Source organism: Paenibacillus sp. O199 (genome assembly GCF_001636635.1).
GTDB lineage: Bacteria > Bacillota > Bacilli > Paenibacillales > Paenibacillaceae > Paenibacillus > Paenibacillus marchantiae.
Map to the genome: position 1 here is coordinate 59,785 of NZ_LGRP01000001.1, position 16,417 is coordinate 76,201.

The 16,417-nt window shown below is 41.0% G+C and carries 18 protein-coding genes; 5 read left to right on the top strand and 13 right to left on the bottom strand.

The genetic code is table 11. The features are described from left to right. The first annotated feature begins 99 nt into the window (after positions 1-99). The gene (locus A6049_RS00270) at positions 100-984 is read left to right on the top strand and encodes a LysR family transcriptional regulator (protein ID WP_063562674.1); all 885 of its coding nucleotides are present in this window, start codon (positions 100-102) and stop codon (positions 982-984) included. A 57-nt stretch (positions 985-1,041) separates the two neighbouring features. On the opposite strand, the gene A6049_RS00275 is transcribed toward A6049_RS00270, so the two are convergent. Both A6049_RS00275 and A6049_RS00280 read right to left on the bottom strand, forming a co-directional pair. Beyond that, entirely contained in the window at positions 1,042-1,557 is a 516-nt protein-coding gene (locus tag A6049_RS00275) for an AAA family ATPase (RefSeq protein WP_063562675.1), read from the bottom strand. A gap of 81 nt (positions 1,558-1,638) precedes the next feature. Continuing rightward, positions 1,639-2,550 (bottom strand): helix-turn-helix transcriptional regulator, encoded by a 912-nt coding sequence (locus A6049_RS00280; RefSeq protein WP_063562676.1) that lies wholly within the window; start codon positions 2,548-2,550, stop codon positions 1,639-1,641. A gap of 109 nt (positions 2,551-2,659) precedes the next feature. On the opposite strand from A6049_RS00280, the gene A6049_RS00285 reads away from it, so the two are divergent. Both A6049_RS00285 and A6049_RS00290 read left to right on the top strand, forming a co-directional pair. Then, complete coding sequence (locus A6049_RS00285; RefSeq protein WP_063562677.1) at positions 2,660-3,124, top strand: VOC family protein; 465 nt, start codon at positions 2,660-2,662, stop codon at positions 3,122-3,124. Next, positions 3,114-3,695: a YdeI/OmpD-associated family protein gene (locus tag A6049_RS00290; protein ID WP_063562678.1), complete on the top strand. Its 582-nt coding sequence runs from the start codon at positions 3,114-3,116 to the stop codon at positions 3,693-3,695. The genes A6049_RS00285 and A6049_RS00290 overlap by 11 nt, the downstream gene beginning before the upstream one ends. Before the next feature lie 26 nt (positions 3,696-3,721). On the opposite strand, the gene A6049_RS00295 is transcribed toward A6049_RS00290, so the two are convergent. Beyond that, complete coding sequence (locus tag A6049_RS00295; RefSeq protein ID WP_063562679.1) at positions 3,722-4,705, bottom strand: aldo/keto reductase; 984 nt, start codon at positions 4,703-4,705, stop codon at positions 3,722-3,724. Between the two features lie 186 nt (positions 4,706-4,891). Between A6049_RS00295 and A6049_RS00300 the strand changes: the two genes are divergently transcribed. Next, on the top strand, positions 4,892-5,773 hold the full coding sequence (locus A6049_RS00300; RefSeq protein WP_063562680.1) for a LysR family transcriptional regulator: 882 nt from the start codon (positions 4,892-4,894) through the stop codon (positions 5,771-5,773). 173 nt (positions 5,774-5,946) lie between these two features. On the opposite strand, the gene A6049_RS00305 is transcribed toward A6049_RS00300, so the two are convergent. From A6049_RS00305 to A6049_RS00325, 5 genes are all read right to left on the bottom strand, one after another. Continuing rightward, positions 5,947-6,915, bottom strand: coding sequence for a hypothetical protein (locus A6049_RS00305; protein ID WP_063562681.1), 969 nt, complete (start codon positions 6,913-6,915; stop codon positions 5,947-5,949). Further along, a complete protein-coding gene (locus tag A6049_RS00310; protein WP_063562682.1) occupies positions 6,912-7,406 on the bottom strand; it encodes an RNA polymerase sigma factor in 495 nt (164 codons plus the stop codon). Before A6049_RS00310 ends, A6049_RS00305 begins: the two co-directional genes overlap by 4 nt. Before the next feature lie 328 nt (positions 7,407-7,734). After that, on the bottom strand, positions 7,735-8,799 hold the full coding sequence (locus A6049_RS00315; protein WP_063562683.1) for a Gfo/Idh/MocA family protein: 1,065 nt from the start codon (positions 8,797-8,799) through the stop codon (positions 7,735-7,737). A gap of 157 nt (positions 8,800-8,956) precedes the next feature. Then, positions 8,957-9,847: an AraC family transcriptional regulator gene (locus A6049_RS00320; RefSeq protein WP_063562684.1), complete on the bottom strand. Its 891-nt coding sequence runs from the start codon at positions 9,845-9,847 to the stop codon at positions 8,957-8,959. A gap of 277 nt (positions 9,848-10,124) precedes the next feature. Next, on the bottom strand, positions 10,125-10,805 hold the full coding sequence (locus A6049_RS00325; RefSeq protein WP_063562685.1) for a TetR/AcrR family transcriptional regulator: 681 nt from the start codon (positions 10,803-10,805) through the stop codon (positions 10,125-10,127). A gap of 171 nt (positions 10,806-10,976) precedes the next feature. On the opposite strand from A6049_RS00325, the gene A6049_RS00330 reads away from it, so the two are divergent. Beyond that, the gene (locus A6049_RS00330; RefSeq protein ID WP_063562686.1) at positions 10,977-12,329 is read left to right on the top strand and encodes an MATE family efflux transporter; all 1,353 of its coding nucleotides are present in this window, start codon (positions 10,977-10,979) and stop codon (positions 12,327-12,329) included. A 277-nt stretch (positions 12,330-12,606) separates the two neighbouring features. Here A6049_RS00330 and dnaN read toward each other — a convergent pair whose 3' ends face one another. The 5 genes from dnaN to A6049_RS00355 all read right to left on the bottom strand — a co-directional run bounded on the left by dnaN (position 12,607) and on the right by A6049_RS00355 (position 16,338). Then, positions 12,607-13,740 carry a DNA polymerase III subunit beta gene (gene dnaN / locus A6049_RS00335; RefSeq protein WP_063562687.1) on the bottom strand — a complete coding sequence of 378 codons (1,134 nt, stop codon included), beginning with the start codon at positions 13,738-13,740 and terminating at the stop codon, positions 12,607-12,609. A gap of 5 nt (positions 13,741-13,745) precedes the next feature. Further along, on the bottom strand, positions 13,746-13,997 hold the full coding sequence (locus A6049_RS00340) for a ribbon-helix-helix domain-containing protein (protein ID WP_063562688.1): 252 nt from the start codon (positions 13,995-13,997) through the stop codon (positions 13,746-13,748). A gap of 268 nt (positions 13,998-14,265) precedes the next feature. Further along, positions 14,266-14,904 (bottom strand): sugar O-acetyltransferase, encoded by a 639-nt coding sequence (locus A6049_RS00345; RefSeq protein ID WP_063562689.1) that lies wholly within the window; start codon positions 14,902-14,904, stop codon positions 14,266-14,268. Between the two features lie 195 nt (positions 14,905-15,099). Further along, a complete protein-coding gene (locus A6049_RS00350; protein ID WP_063562690.1) occupies positions 15,100-15,321 on the bottom strand; it encodes a DUF896 domain-containing protein in 222 nt (73 codons plus the stop codon). 66 nt (positions 15,322-15,387) lie between these two features. Next, the gene (locus tag A6049_RS00355; protein ID WP_063562691.1) at positions 15,388-16,338 is read right to left on the bottom strand and encodes an LLM class oxidoreductase; all 951 of its coding nucleotides are present in this window, start codon (positions 16,336-16,338) and stop codon (positions 15,388-15,390) included. Positions 16,339-16,417 lie beyond the last annotated feature (79 nt).

Below are 16,417 nucleotides of genomic sequence, written 5' to 3' on the forward strand. Positions count from 1 at the left end.
ATGATTACAAAACCCATTTTACATCTCAATTTACATTTAATCTAATACATGATAATATATAAACTCATTTATTATAATAAATATAAGAGGTGCACTATAGTGGAGCTGCTTCAGTTGAAATACTTTCAGACCGTCGCTTATACAGAACATATATCTAAGGCTGCCGAACAATTAAATATTGCTCAGCCTTCTTTAAGCCTGACGATAAAGAGACTTGAGGATGAATTGGGTACAACCTTATTTGATCGGAAAGGAAGAAATATTCAATTGAATGTATCCGGAAAAATCCTCTTGAAACATGTCAACAGGATTTTCACCGAAATTGAAAATGCAAGAATGGAAATACAAACGCAGGATAACGAAATGGCCCATACCATCAAAATATCGATTTCAAATCCCAGATTCCTATCAGGACTGATTACCAGATATATTACCCAGTGTCCGGATACCAATATACAACAGGGACTTGGAGCTAGAAATGACATCCTTGCAAGCTTAAAAAAAGGGGATATTGATTTGGGGATCGCAGGTCCACCTATAGCGGACGATGAGATTGAGAGTTGTGTCCTTATTAATGAAGATATCGTGCTGGTTTTACCTTCCACACACAAGTTTGCGACAAAATCTGAAATTTCGTTAAGCAAATTGGCCGAAGAATCTTTTATTTCCCTTGCTAATAATGAGGAATATAGCTTTTTCACAACCGAGCTTTGCAAAAAAGCAGGATTCACTCCCAAGAATATATTCGAGGTGGACTCTCATTTACTCGCGGAGATTATTAAGGTCAATCAGGGTATCTCGTTAATCCCTATCTCGGTCTGTAGAAAGTTGGATTTGAATTACGTCAGAATCGCAGATATTAATCCCACCTATCCAGTGGGGCTATCTTGGGTGAAGGATAGACATTTATCCTCCTCCACCAGAAATTTCCGGGACTTTATTATTGCATATTTTAATGATCATTATGCATTGTACAAAGTTTAAAAACTACATATTCGGAGCATTCTGTGACTTTTGCGACTTGAAATTAGTCATTGGTTTTCATCTAAAATGCAGTAAAATATCGTTCACTGATTGTTCAGCGGACTGCTCCGAACTATCCAGCCAAAATCCGATTTGAGGCGTTTCCTTCAAAAAGTCTGAATACAAATTCTCTACCGTGAAGCCAGTGTACCCCACTTTTCCTCTTGATTTTTCACGCTCTTTTACCACTTCTACCTTCGGACACAGCACAACTAACTGAACCGGGTAATCCTTTAACTGCTCCATCATATAGACTAATTCCGCGCCGTAGTAATTATCCTGCAAAACAACAGAAAAACCATTCTCATAATAGGTTTTTGCGGCATTTGCGGCTAACTGATAACGCAAATATAATTGACGGAATGCTTCTTCCGACGGTTCAGCGGACATGTCTTCGCGGCCGGATACAATCATGCGACGGAATATATCACCACGCAGATGCACGGCTTTTCCCAGCTTGGAAGCCAGCAGCTCCGACACTGTTGACTTACCAGAAGCCATTACGCCTGTAATTAAGTAGATCGCTTTTTCCATAACTAAATACCTCCTTCTTATCATAAAAAGAGACCGGCCTATACAAAGAAGAAACATTCAACAGAATTAAGATATGGGTTCTTAGACATATTTATTTATCATGGCATTTAGAAACTCTCGAAATTCTTCAACATATACTTTAGGTTCTATGATTTCCAAATCCGTTCCAAAGCTAGCTAAAAACCGGAATCCAAAGTGGTTTTGCGGCATATCTATTTCGGCTATAAGCAGTTCGGAATTGTGAGCCTCAATCCTTTTTTGACCGTATCTTTCAATAAATTGATCTTTTATTCGATGTGAGATCAATACTTTAATTGTAATTAGATTCGGTTGATAATATTGCTCTTTTTTCTGTTCAGTCATATAATCTCTAGCAATAAATGTTTTAATATCGATATTCAGATTATCCGTTCTGGACAGTTTAAACGTTCGATACTCCATTCGATCTAAACAAAACCCCTTCAAATACCAACTCATTTCACTAAAATGAAGTTGGTATGGCTCGACCCGTCTCTGTGACTTGACCCCACTTTGATCTATATAATCGAATGTAAGTAACCTTCCTTGCTCTATTGCTTCCTGACAGGTCTTTAAGATTTGGACAATTTCAGGACGACCATCCCAATTATAAAAAGACAGTTGAATTGTACCTCCCGAAATCGTTGAACCTATCATCGATTCAATCTTTTTAAGCGTTGATTCTACTTCGTCACTAAAGAGAATTTTCCCTAATCCGCCCAGTGCAGTTAGTATATTTTCTAAATCATTGCTACTTAGAAGTCGTTTGTCTATTTTGTATTCATCCATAATCCCATATCCACCGTTCACTCCATTTATAGAATAAATGGGAATGTTAGATAATCCAAGTGTTTCCATATCACGTAGAATCGTTCTTTTGGACACATTGAATAATTTTGCAAATTCGGTAGCTGATACGACATTCTTTTGCAGCAAGATCATTATGATCGATATTAATCTTTCAATTTTGTTCATGATAGTCCTCTTTAGGTAAATAAATTTCGAACATAGCTATAATAGGTGACAATCTAGCTGTCACCTATTATAGCTTACACTTCATGTATTACAAGAAGGAGGTTTTATCATGTCAGTTATTGCATATTTAAATTTTGATGGGAACACAGAACAGGTCATCGCGTTTTACTCAGAAGCTTTAAACGCAAGTAAGGTGAAAAAAGTGAAATTCAAGGATTTTTCACAAGATCCAAACTATCCATTGCCAGAAAATGAGTTGAATATGATTATGGAGTCATCGTTAGAATTCGCTGGTGGGAAAATAATGATGTCGGATGTTCTTCCTTCGATGAAGAATGTAACGGGTGAGCTGGTTAAAGGTAACAATGTAATCATTAGTATCATTATTGATGATAAACAGGCAATGAAAAACTACTTTACTAATTTGTCTGAAGGCGGCTATGTGATCATGCCATTATCAGAGATGCCTTGGTCTTCCTGCTTCGGAATGTTGGTTGATAAATTTGGTATCGTTTGGAAGTTTAATAGCGATGCTTACACATTCCTGGATAGCGTAATTTCTAATGCTACTTAATGAACTGCTTCCAGCAAAGTCAAAAAGCGAATTGAGATTTTGGTTTCAAGAACATTGCCTGACTGAAAATTCTTGCTGGGTCGTGGTGAGTATGAAATCAACACCAGGTACGTTGCTATATCTGGATGCTGTTGAAGAAGCCTTGTGTTTTGGATGGATTGATGGACAAAAAAAGAAAATTTCCGAGACTCAATTAGCTCAAAGACTATCTCCGAGAAGCAAAAAAAGTTCGTGGACTGAATTGAATAAAGAACGAGCCCGTCGCCTTGAATCGTTGGGATTAATGACAGATGAAGGTCGAAAGGCTCTCCCTGATCTCAGTTACGAATCATTTAAAATTGACCCTATTATTGAGCAGAGGTTGAAAGAGGACACGGATGTATATCAGAATTTTGCGGCATTCCCAGATCTTTATAAAAGAATTCGAATCGACACCATCCAAAGCTATAAAACTCAACCTGCGTTATTTAACAAAAGATTAGATAAGTTTATAGCAAACACCAAACAAAATAAAATGTATGGCAATTGGAATGACAATGGGCGCCTATACAACCAAAACACCTCACCTTGAATATTCAAGGTGAGGTGTTTAACCTGTTAAATGCCTGTCTTTTTCTTCTCAGATTCGGGATAGCGGTCACCCACAATTTGGATCTTGCTAATCTCATCATTAATTGTCATCAATTCTTGCTCGGTGAAGACAATATCAGATGCTGCAACATTTTCTGAGATTCTACTGACATTTGTTGTGCCTGGGATAGGTACAATAGAGGGTTTCTGAGCAAGAATCCATGCTAGTGCAATTTGCGCTGTGGTTACATTTTTCTTCTCAGCAAGCTTGTTCAGATACTGAACAACCACCTGATTTGCTTCCATCGCTTCCTTTGTAAACCGCGGAAGCTCGCCCCTGTTGTCGTTCTCCGTGAATGAAGCATTCTTGTCTAATTTCCCGGTAAGAAATCCACGACCCAAGGGACTATAGGCTACCAAACCGATCCCCAATTCATCGAGTACGGGAAAAATGTCTCTTTCCAGCTCTCGCCACCACATCGAGTATTCACTTTCCACTGCCGTCAGTGGTTCAACGTTATGCGCACGACGAATCGTTGTAGCGCTCGCCTCTGACAAACCCCAGTGGAGAATCTTACCTTCTTTTTTCAGCTTTTGCATCGTCAACGCCACATCTTCAATTGGAACCTTTGGATCAACACGGTGGATGTAGTATAAATCGATATAATCTGTTTTTAATCTTTTTAATGATCCTTCAACCGAACGAATAATGGATTCTGGACGGCTGTCCAGTTCATTTGTTGTGCTAGCAATTTTATGGCCTCCTTTCGTTGCAATCTGTACCTTATGCCGACGCCCTGTGAGCGCCTCACCAACAAGCTCCTCATTGGTGTAAGGCCCATAAACCTCCGCTGTATCAAACATCGTGATGCCAGCATGAATAGCTGAGTGTACAACGGATATCATTTCACCCCGGTCTTTTGCCGGTCCCCGATGGTAGTTCAGCCCCATACATCCAAATCCAACTTCAGAGGTTTCCAAACCGTTGACTCCCAAAATTCTTTTCTTCATCATCGTTTCCTTTCTTAACCGTATTTTTTATCAGGCTTATAAATTTGTGTAAGAGTATCTACTCCTATGGTAATTTCCAAAGTGAAAGATTTCTAATACCTATGATGAATGTTTTATCATGCCTAATATGTATCGTATAATAATCTGTAAGTTATCCATTAGTGGACTTATGGAAGGATGATTAGAATGGATATTCGTGTTTTGAAGTATTTTTTAACTGTGGCTAACGTAGGCAATATAACAAAAGCAGCAGAAATCCTTCACATTACACAACCAACACTAAGCCGACAGCTTATGGATCTTGAAGAAGAGCTGGGTACTCGTTTGTTTATACGGGGCAAGAGGCAAATTACGCTGACCGATAGCGGGCTACTTTTTCAACAACGGGTAAAAGAAATTATTTCCCTTCTAGATAAGACAGAAAGAGATCTGGCAGAACAAAAAGATTTGATTGGTGGCGTTGTTTCTATTGGATGTGTTGAGTCCACCGTTTCTAGAGCGTTGCCAGAATTATTAGAGGAATTCTCCAATCGGCACCCTAGGGTACAGTATGAATTGTACAGCGCAGATGGAGATGACATTAGAGAGAAACTTGACCGAGGTAATATCGATATCGGTATATTTTTGGAACCAATTGAAGCTGCAAAGTATGAATATATTCGATTACCTTATGAGGAAAAGTGGGGGATTCTGATGAGACGTGATGATCCTCTTGCTCAGAAAACATCTATTGGTATTGAAGATATTCTTGCTTTACCCTTAATTCCGCCCCGACGCACAATTGTACAAAATGAGATTGCAAGCTGGCTTGGTGTAGAGAATGATAGCCTGTCAATTTTTGCATCACATAATTTACTGACGAATGCTATGCTGTTGGTAGAACGGAAACTTGGATATGCCATTTGTGTGAGTGGATCTTATACGATCCGGGAAAGTAGTCGTACTTGTTTTGTTCCATTTGAACCTGAACGGACCAGTAGTCATGTACTCGCTTGGAAAAAGAATAAAATATTCAGTTCAGCTACTGCACACTTTATTCAGTTTATAAAAGATACCTATCAAACTTAATCTCCATGATTATTTAAATAACCCAAAGCCCACGTACTGCTCCAACTTGAGCAATACGTGGGCTTTTACGATCTTAATTCATCTGAACAGTTAGGTGACCTTCTCCGGTATTTTTGGATTCAGCATCAAGTCATCTCCCTAATCCTAAATGTTCATCAATCGCTAGCTTCGCCTTACTTGCCCAGGCTGTTCCAGAACGCTTGGAAGGCACCTTTCTCGATTTCGAAGAATACCGGTACATTGCCGTAACGCACCAGACCTTCCCCAAACAGAACTAATTGGACCTGCGTCTTATCTTCGAGCGTCAGGTAGATGATCTTGCGATTTTCCTGCCCGTAAAAGCGCTCCTCCAGTTCAGGGCTTGTTGCTATCGGTTTAGCCGCGTAAAGCGCTGAGATAAAGCTGTTAAGCGATTTGTCCGCTGCGAGCGGCTGCAGCTGCTGCAAGCCGTTGTTCCAGCTGGCGAAGGTCTCCCACTGCGCCGAAGTGACGTTGCCTTCGAGATGAAGCTTGCCGATAAGGTCTTCGCCGCTGCCGATAGTGATGCCGTTGCTCTGGTCAAACAGTTGGGCATATACCTGACCATCGATCTCGGTGTAAGACATGATACGGAAATTCGTGTCGTAGCCGTTGACCGCATAGATGTCCGCTTCTCCAATGTTGGAGGAAAGCTCCGTGTACTCACCCTTGTCGCTCAGCTCATGAATGCCCCCTGTTGTAGTACCGAGCTTCTCGCCTCGCAGGGCAAGCGCATCCGTACCGTCAAGCGATGTAGCAGACTGTGTATAGACGTTGCCCTGATAAACCACCAGTTGAAGCATATCGGCCTTCACGCCGTTCTTTGAATCCGGCAGCTCTGTCTTCGGAATCACCACAGGGTCGAATGATGCGCCCGGAGTGACCTGTGCCACCTGCGTCGCTGGCGCGGCCGGTCCGCTCACTTGCTGCCATATGCTTGGCGCCGCGAGTCCAACACTGGCAGCAATGACGACGCTCGCTGCAATATATAGAGGTTTTCGCTGGCGCTTTTGTTCATGGCGTTGTGTGTTCAAGGTTTGCTCTATCCGTTTTTTCATTTGGTCATTTGTTTTCATATGGTCCACCGCTTTCTTATAATTTCGTTTGAATTGTTCCTCGTTCATTGGGGTTCTTCTCCTTCCAGCTCCAGTTTTAAAAGCTGTCTTCCCCGCTTCAATCGCATCTTCACTGCAGACTCGCTGATCTGCAGAATCTCGCCGATTTCCCGGATCGGATAATCTTCGTAATAGTACAAATGAACCACCGATCTATACTTGACGGGCAGTGACAACACGAGTTCGATCAGTGCCTGATCTTCGGGGTCGTCTGTCGTAAGGGGGTTTGCTCCCTCCAACTTGACCTCCCGTTTGCGCCAGCCTCTGCCTAATAAGGATTTACAATGATTGGTGATGACCCGGATCAACCATGCTTTCTGATGTTCTGCATCGTTGAATGTAGGGGCTTTTTCCATTAACTTGATGAAGGTATCCTGAGTGGCTTCCTCCGCGTCCTCTCTCCTGCCGAGGTGCACCATGGCAATCCGGAACAGCGTATCCGCGTAAGTCTCATAGACTTTCATCATATGATCTCCCCGTTGGGGCATTGATCGCTGCATGGTTGTTCTGCCCTCCTTTATATCTCTAACACTCTCAAGGACGGCATTTGGTCACATTTTGTTGTAAATTTAATATTTAGATATTTTTCAAACGAGTGACCAGACCAACCTCTTGCTCTCAAGGATGGATATGGATTTGTAAAATAAAATAATAAAAAGCCGCTAAAATAGCGACTTTGACGATTAAAATCCAATTGGGATTCATCATATAGCGAGCCTTTTGGCCACAATTAAACTTACGGAAATTTAGACAGACAAAAAGCCGTCATTATGACGGCTTACACGATTTAACACATCTATGGTAGTTACAGCAATAACAGAAAGTGTGTTAAATACTTCTAAGGATCACACTTTTGGTCTCTGCTGCCTCAAAAATAGTCTCAATCAGTACAAGTACTCTGTGAACTTCATCATTCTTAATTGCAATTTCAGATTTCCCTTCGAGTACAGAGACGAAATTTTCATAGAAGCTTTGCTCCTCCAAATCCGGCTTTTCAATCGCAAACTTTAGTGTGGACTGTTCGGACGGCGGTGCCATCGTTTTGGTCAATCCCTGCCCCGCTTTGATAGGTTTCGGTTCTATATGAGCAACATCCGGATTTCGAGTGATAATCTCTCCACTTAAATCCCAGTCCCTAATCACTGCTGTACCTTCCGTTCCTTTGAGATACCATCTCGGTAACTTCACATAATTGGTCGTTCCCACTTCAATAAGTGCCGTAAGGCCATCTTTAAATGTTATATAACTCGTAAAGCCATCATCCACTTCGGTTCCCAAAATATAACTTAAATTAGCCGCCACACTTTCAATTTGGCTATCTGTAATCCGTAGCAGTTGGTCCAGCAAATGCACGCCCCAATCCAGCAGCATACCTCCACCGTAATCCTTCAGCTGGCGCCAGTCGCCAGGAATGCCATTGGCTCCTTGAACCCGAGATTCCAAATGGAACAGCTCGCCCAATGTCTTTTTATCGATGATGTCCTTGGCAGTCCGGAAATCTTCATCCCAGCGACGATTTTGATGAACCGTGAATACACGTTTCTCCTCGTTCGCTACCTTGACAATATCATTAAAATCCTTGCTGGTTATTGTAACCGGTTTTTCGCAAATTACATGTTTACCAGCCTGCAGAGCTTGAATTGCTATATCTTTGTGAACATCATTAGGTGTAGCAATCAAAACGATATCCACCAGCTCATCTGTCAGAACAGCATCCAGACTTGCGTATGTTTTATAGCCGGCTTCCTTTCCCAATTCCATCCGATATTCAACAGTATCGTATACCCCGATTACGGAAATCTGTGATACAGGCTCAATTAACTGGCAATGATAGCTGCCCATCCCCCCAAAGCCAACAATTGCTATATTATAAATTCGGTTATTCATCTTCATCGTCCTTTCCCTTTTTGAATATGCCTACATGTTAGATTTCTCACAGCAAACTTTATGTAAAAAAGATGAGTGGCTGCGACCTTGATTTATGCAAGATGTATAGCACCTCAACTTGTTTAATACCCTTATCATACAAGTCTCATAAAAGACTATCTTCCTATTTTCTTGCTGTTTTATTCCCGGATATTGTCATGCGATACTTTAAAGGCGATGTCCCCGTCGCTTCCTTGAAGAAGTGATGAAATGTCTTAACGCTATTGAATCCGGCTTGCTCTGCTATTTCGGTAATCGAATAGTTTTCATTCAGCAAAATCCATTTCGCTTTATTAAGTCGATATTCATTTAGAAAAGTTACAAAGGTCATTCCTGTATTTTTCTTAAAAAACTTAGTGAAATAATAAGGGCTGAACCCTATATAGTCGGCAACGTCTTTTAGTATGATTGATTCCTGGTAATGGCTTTCTACATATTCAAAAATCCGTTCCAGCTTTAATAGCATTTCTTTGGTCGGAGTCAGGATATTTTCCGAGATTTGGGGTCGATGTTTCTCACTCCCCCTTGGTACTTCTCTTAGAATAAAAGTCAACATTTCATAAAGTTTGGCCTTGATCATATATGCATAGCCCTCTTTGCGCTCGTAATCTTCTGTGCTTATGTTTTGCAGAAGAGGAAGAAGCTTGGTTGCCGTTTCATGAGGCCAGTTTCTGCTGGATTGCTCTATTTGAGTAAAAATGTCACGAAGCGACCGATCATCGTAAATTAGTGTGGATACGTCTTGGAACAGGCTCAGATCAAATTGAATAACAATTCGCTCACTATCAGGGGATGACAAAAAAAAGTGGACGTCACCGCCATTAATGAATTGGACTTCCCCCTGCTTCAGACGGATTACCTTGTCATTCAACCCCAAATCCAGGCTTCCCTGGGTAACATAAATAATTTCAATTTCCTTATGCCAGTGAGGATAACAGAGCACATCTCCTTTATGAATAAAGCTTCGAAATGGGAGTCTTTTGTCGAGTTCCGGGATTTCTAGATATAAACTCATGTACGCTAGCAGTCCTCCTTATATGTGTTGCATTCAATAATATATCTTGTAATCGTTTTCATAAAAACTTCCTGTGCAAATTCCTTCTGTTCATTCTCTGTAGATCCTAATAATAATTCAAAAGGATATGTTTATAAATGTTTTTCTCATAAGAATTGTTGCGGAGTAGCCCTGCGTCATCAAGTCGATTTTGAAGGTAACGGTGCATTATAAGATTAACAATAAGCCTTATCAAAAACCGCACATCCGATATCCTGATGTACGGTTTTTTTGCATTCTAATTTTCTTGTTCCTTTATCACCTGCTCAATTCCCGACAAAATCAGCTTCAAGCCGAACTCAAACGCTCCGTCGCTCCCCATCATCTCAAACAACCCGCCCTTGTGCATTCGCCGGAACAGTCCTGCTTCCGTCTCGCTCATGGAGTCCAGTAGCTGGATCATCTCCCCGCCCGGAAGCTCTCCCTGGTTCTTAATCATTACGGAGACCGTGCGCTGGTGCTCATAATTATCCAGAACGAAGAAGAATACATAGTTCACAAGCGTAAGAACGGCTTGCAATTTCTGCTCTTGCTCAAGTGGCGTAGATTCCATACAGAGCAGCGTACGGTTGGTGAAGCGAATCATGTCCGGCTCATGTGGCAGCGTCTGCATCATAAGCTGCGTGGAGCAGGGATACCGGCGGAGTACACTCCGTATCGATATCGCAAGGCCCTCCATTTGCACCTTCCAGTCCCCGTCGGATTGGAATTCATTCAGGATCATTTTCGATATCTGGTTGGCCAGATGCTGGTAGAGATGCTGCTTGCTCTTAAAGTACCAGTACAGAGAAGGAGCCTGAATACCCAGCCGATCGGCCAATCGCCTCATACTGAATTTCTCAATGCCTTCATCCCCAAGAAGCTCCCAAGAAGCTTCCAAAATCTTATCCTCCGAAATCTGAGGCTGTTGTTTTTTCATCCGTATCCGCCCTTTTATCTAACAGTGTAAGATTATGCTTTACAGGTTCATAAGTTCATGATAACATCTAACACTGTAAGGCACAAACTAACACTGTTAGATTGAAAATTGGAATATCGTTCGAATTTCAAATCAGTTCAAAAAATAAATGAAGAAAGTAGTGACTCACACATGGATGCAGAAAAACTCCATTATTTTGAAAAAGCACCGATCGCAAAAGCCGTAGCTCACTTCGCTGTACCGATGATGTTAGGTACGTCGATGAGTGTCATCTACTCTATCCTGAACGCCTATTTCCTTGGTACATTAGGCAATACTGCCATGTTAACCGCACTCGCCCTAACCTTGCCATTATTCGCGGTAATTATGGCGCTCGGCAACTTGATTGGTATGGGTAGCGGTACATTCATCTCCCGTTTGTTAGGAGAAAAAAGATATGACGACCTAAAACATGTTTCCTCATTCGCCTTTTACAGCAGTTTAGTTCTTGGTCTTATCGTAATAGCCATCGGCCTCCCGCTAATCGATCCAATCGTTCATAGCTTGGGAGCAACGGCTGAATCCTTCGGATTTACAAAAGACTATGTCACGATTATGCTTATCGGTTCACCATTCGTCATATTATTCTTCACGCTCGAGAACATCGTGCGCTCGGAGGGTGCAGCAATCACTTCCATGATCGGTATGATTCTTAGCGTGGTTGTAAATATTATTCTTGATGCGATTGTCATCTTCATCTTCCATTGGAGTGTAATCGGCGTTGCTTCTGCAACGGTCATTTCTAACTTGGTTGCCAGTGTTTTTTACGCATACCATATGGGATATAAAAGCCAATTCTTGACTATCTCCGTAAAATGGTTCAAGGCTTCCAAGGAAATTATGAGTAATGTTTTCAAAATCGGAGTTCCCGTCTTTATCATGAGTATCTTCTTGGGTGCAATGTCGCTCATTTTGAACCATTTTCTTGTCGAATATGGAGATCAGGCCATAGCTGGGTACGGAATTTCATCACGTTTGTTGCAATTTCCTGAGTTTATTCTGATGGGCTTATGCGAGGGAGTTGTGCCGTTGATTGCTTTCTCTTTTACAGCAAATAAATTACGCATGAAGCATACCATTGGATTTACGATCAAAACGATTGTTGCGTTAGCTGTTGTGTTCGGCGTTGTCGTCTATTTGATTTCCGACCACTTAATTGGTTTATTTACGAATGACCCGCAATTAATTGAAATGGGTAGCTACATTCTACATGTGACGTTCCTATCCTTGTTCATTACAGGAATGACCTCGTTGTTTGTGGGGATCTTCCAAGCAACAGCGCAAGGAACCGCCGCGTTTGTAATGTCAGTCATTCAAGGAATTACTCTGATTCCTGTACTCTATATCGCCAACCGATTGAATGGCTTCCATGGGGTTGTATGGTCACTCGTCATTGCGGATCTCGTCGCGTTCCTTGTTGGAGCTATCATGCTGTATATTCTGCGCAACAAATTGCAGCCAGATTTAGAGAATCTAGTTCACTAGAAAACAGTTAAAACAACACGTACGGTCAAAGTACTTTAGAACGCTATGCACAGGCTTAACCTTCCGGTATTAGTTATTTATAAATTCAAAATAAAAACGCCCAATCTTTTCTAAAAAATTGGGCGTTTTCTATATTACGAATGGGTCTAAGACCCAACTACATAATTATTTAGATTTTTTCCTCTACATACTTCAATTCATTTACTTTTAATACGTTCCAATCTAGTGCAATCTCTAGAAGACCACACGGTCTTTGCGTGATTACTTAAATAACATTTTAAAATCTATCGTATATCCTTGTCATAACAGGGTTCAACAAGAACAGCCATGTGCTATTGTCCAAAGCTGGAAGCAAAACAAGGGGACTTTTTGTACCAGCATACCGTATTCGGATGCTATCTGATTCAATACATCGTAACGTACTTAGAAGATACTTCGCATTAATCGTAATGCTAAAATTTCCTCCGTTCTTATCTTCCAAAAGAAGCTCATCTCTTACATCACCAATCTCAGACGTACTCGATATAAGCTCCAACCTCTTCTCTGAAACATGTATCGTAATTAGATGATGATCAGCCAACACAAATACGCGGTCAATTACTTGTCTAAATGATTTGATATTCAAGATAATCTCGGAGACATAAGTGGTTGGAACAAGATTTCTGGTTGATGGGTATAAACCATCGATTAACACCGATTCAATAATCTGATTTTGCGTTATAAACCTGATCTCATGATGGTTAAGTTGTATAGTTACCATTCCGTCGTCTTCATCGTCCAGCAGTTTGACTATCTCCATTAAGTTAACACCAGGAATTACTGCACTTCCCGAAAATCCCCCTCCGTTCTCAATACAGATTGACCGTGTGGCCATTCGTATAACCCCGTCTGTAGCAATCATAGTAAGCAGATTTCCTTGTACCTCCAGCGATACTCCCGTCAAAATTGGTTTCGCCTCAGATGTTGAAACTGCCCCAGCTACCTGTTTAATCATAGACTTTAATGAACTGCATGATACATCTATGCTATTACCTGTATGTTTATGATATGGTTTAGGGATAAATGGGTAGTCAATAGGCGACATTCCGCTTAGGCAAACGCGCGTATTCCCAGAAGTAATACTTATTTTAAATTGCTCATTTACCTCCAAGACCACATTTCCCTCATTCAATTTACGAATGATTTCATATAGATACTTGGCTGGGCAAACAATTCTCCCCTCCTTCACAATATGAATCTTGTTATCAGTAATACAAGTCCTATGTTGAACCGTTAGACTTGCATTACTGCCGCTAAAAACGATCTCTTTGCTTCCTGCATTTATGTACACACCCTGACTATTATTCGATAAAGCCCTAAAGACATGTTGAATAGATTTAGCTAGTAAATCTCTTGATAAGTGTACTAACAACTTATTCACCTGCCTTTTTTATTAGCGTCGTAATAGGCATCAATCAAATTCCTTAGAAATGAAGACCGAGAGATCTCTAGAACTTCACACTCACGATCAACTTCTTCCCAGATATCTTCAGTTAGAGTTAAGGAAACCTTCTTTGTCACGCCGATTCCCTTTCTTCCTGCACCCTCACGCGGCCCTCCACGGGTAAAAACGAAGCCGAGCTGACCGTCTTTCTTCGAAAGACCAATCTTAAATTGTTTGTCCTCCATCTTATATCAACTCCAATGAATTAGGTTACTTAAATCAATTGTTCATAATCACATTTTACCACATATATCTATACGCTGCCACTGAGTGAATACTCATCGAATCGGGAATCGCTACAAGGACCTTATCCTGGAATAAAACAAGAACTTACAACGTTAAAACAAAAAAGTCGCTACATTAGCGACTTTCAATGGGAAAATCTTTTATCCAAGATAGTGTGACACATCATACGAACTGCTTATTCCAACTAAAAAAAACTGTTAAGCACTTTTATTCAATTACACTGCAATCAGCCAGGACTTCTGGTTTATAACGCATGCTGTCCGATTCTGTGATGGGACGAATGACTCTGCAGGGTACACCCGCTGCAAAAGAGCCTTCAGGGATATCTTGGGTTACTACACTTCCAGCACCAATGACGCATCCGTCGCCAATGGTAACACCGCCGCATACGGTGACGTTAGCCGAGATCCAAACATCATTTCCGATGGTGACAGGTTTAGCATAACAGAGCGACTTAGGTTCCCCGTTTTGGTCCAGCATTTGTCGACGTTCTGAAGCAATGAATGGGTGAACCGGTGTAACAATGGTCACATTAGGTCCAAAGCTGACGTGATCACCAATGGTGACCTTAGCATCATCCTGGACAGTCAGATTGTAGTTCGCAAAAAAGTGGTTACCGATTTCTGTGTGAACGCCATAATGAAAGAAAATGGGGCCTTGTATAAAACAACGCTCTCCTTTTCGACCCAGAATCTGCATGAGTAATGCTTCACGTTCCTCCGTTTGATCCTCAAAAGTACGACTGTATTGACTACTTAGATTGTGAGAGCGAAGCTTAATAGCCTTAAGGTCTGGATGGCCGGGACTAAATAAGATCCCATTAAAAATTCGTTCTTCTTCAGTCATGTTATCAACTCCTGTTATAAATACTTCGATACATGAATCAACCTAACACTTTATACAATACCTTTATAATGAATATTTATAAAGTGTATAAAAAGCATCCTACGAAATCAACTACAAAACAAGTGTATTTATCCACACCATTTCTGTCAATGAATACTCGGAGGCTTTTCGTTCTTCCCAAAAAGTTTATTTTCCCTACAAACTGATTCCCTTTTCATTTCGTACTTTGTCCGGTGTTACATCATTTCCATCTGCATCAAGTATGGTAAGCACTGAAAAAGTGTTTAGAACTTGCCCACGAATTTCCCGTAAATAGTCTTCTCGTAATACTTGTTGTTCAACTCGTTCCGCATTGGTCAAACCTTCTTCACGCTCTTTTTTCGCCAATTCATTAATGCGACCTAAATGTTTAATCATCCTTTTCCTCTCCTTCTTTACAATTAATCTTACTGGTAGTCTAGCACCGAAATGCATACATTGCACCTATTTATTAGATAACGCCGGGAAATATGGAACCACTTCCTCCCCTAATTCTTGAATCACCTCGTCAACCGGACGTGTTCCATATTTCAAGTTGAATGCAAGATGATTCACACCGATTCCTTTTAAAACATTGAGGTATTCAATTAAAAATTTATATCCGCTCCTAAACCCTAAGTGAATAGGAGTGGGATCTTCATCTGGATTTTCTGATAAATCGATATATAAAGACTGATTAAAAGGCTTAAATTCATCCGTTAATGTACGCCATTGTTGAATAAGTGATGCTTGATCAATGATATTTCGTGGGTAATACAGCCAGCCATCACTGTATTTTGCTATCCATTCCGGTGTCTGCGAAGAATGGCCTGTTACTAAAATTGGAATATCCTTTAACTCCGGTTTGGGTAACAAATCGCCACCCTGAAGGTTAAGGCTTGGTGAATGAATTACCGGGAATTCCTCATTCCAGACTTCTCTCATGACATGCAAAGATTCTTGAAATAATTCACCACGTTTTTCTCGGTCCACTGAAAACGCTGAAAACTCACTAGGTCGATCCCCTGTAGCAATGCCCAGCACAAGTCGTTTTCCGGAAATTCGATCAACAGAAGCTGCTGCTTTTGCTACATGCAACGGATGGCGTAGTGTGGTGATCATACTTCCGGTACCCAATGAAATCTTTTTCGTATGAGCTGCTAAGAATCCAAGAAAAACCCATGGATCATATATTTGTCCCACATCCCCAAAGCTTGGAACATTTAAAGGAACATCTCTAACGAATAAGGAAGCAAAGCGCGCTTCTTCTGCCTTTTTCGCCAATTGCATTTGTTGCTCTAACTGCATCTCTGGGATACTACCCTTATAAGACTCTATTGGAAAATATATCCCGAGCGTAAGTTGGTCTTCTTTAAACATGTTTGTATAGCCCAGATGTGATTCAAATTTATTCATTTCCTGACCTCCGCATAAATATCCAATATTCATTTGCAAAGGCAATGATAAACCATATAACCTTCAGAAAATAGTACGC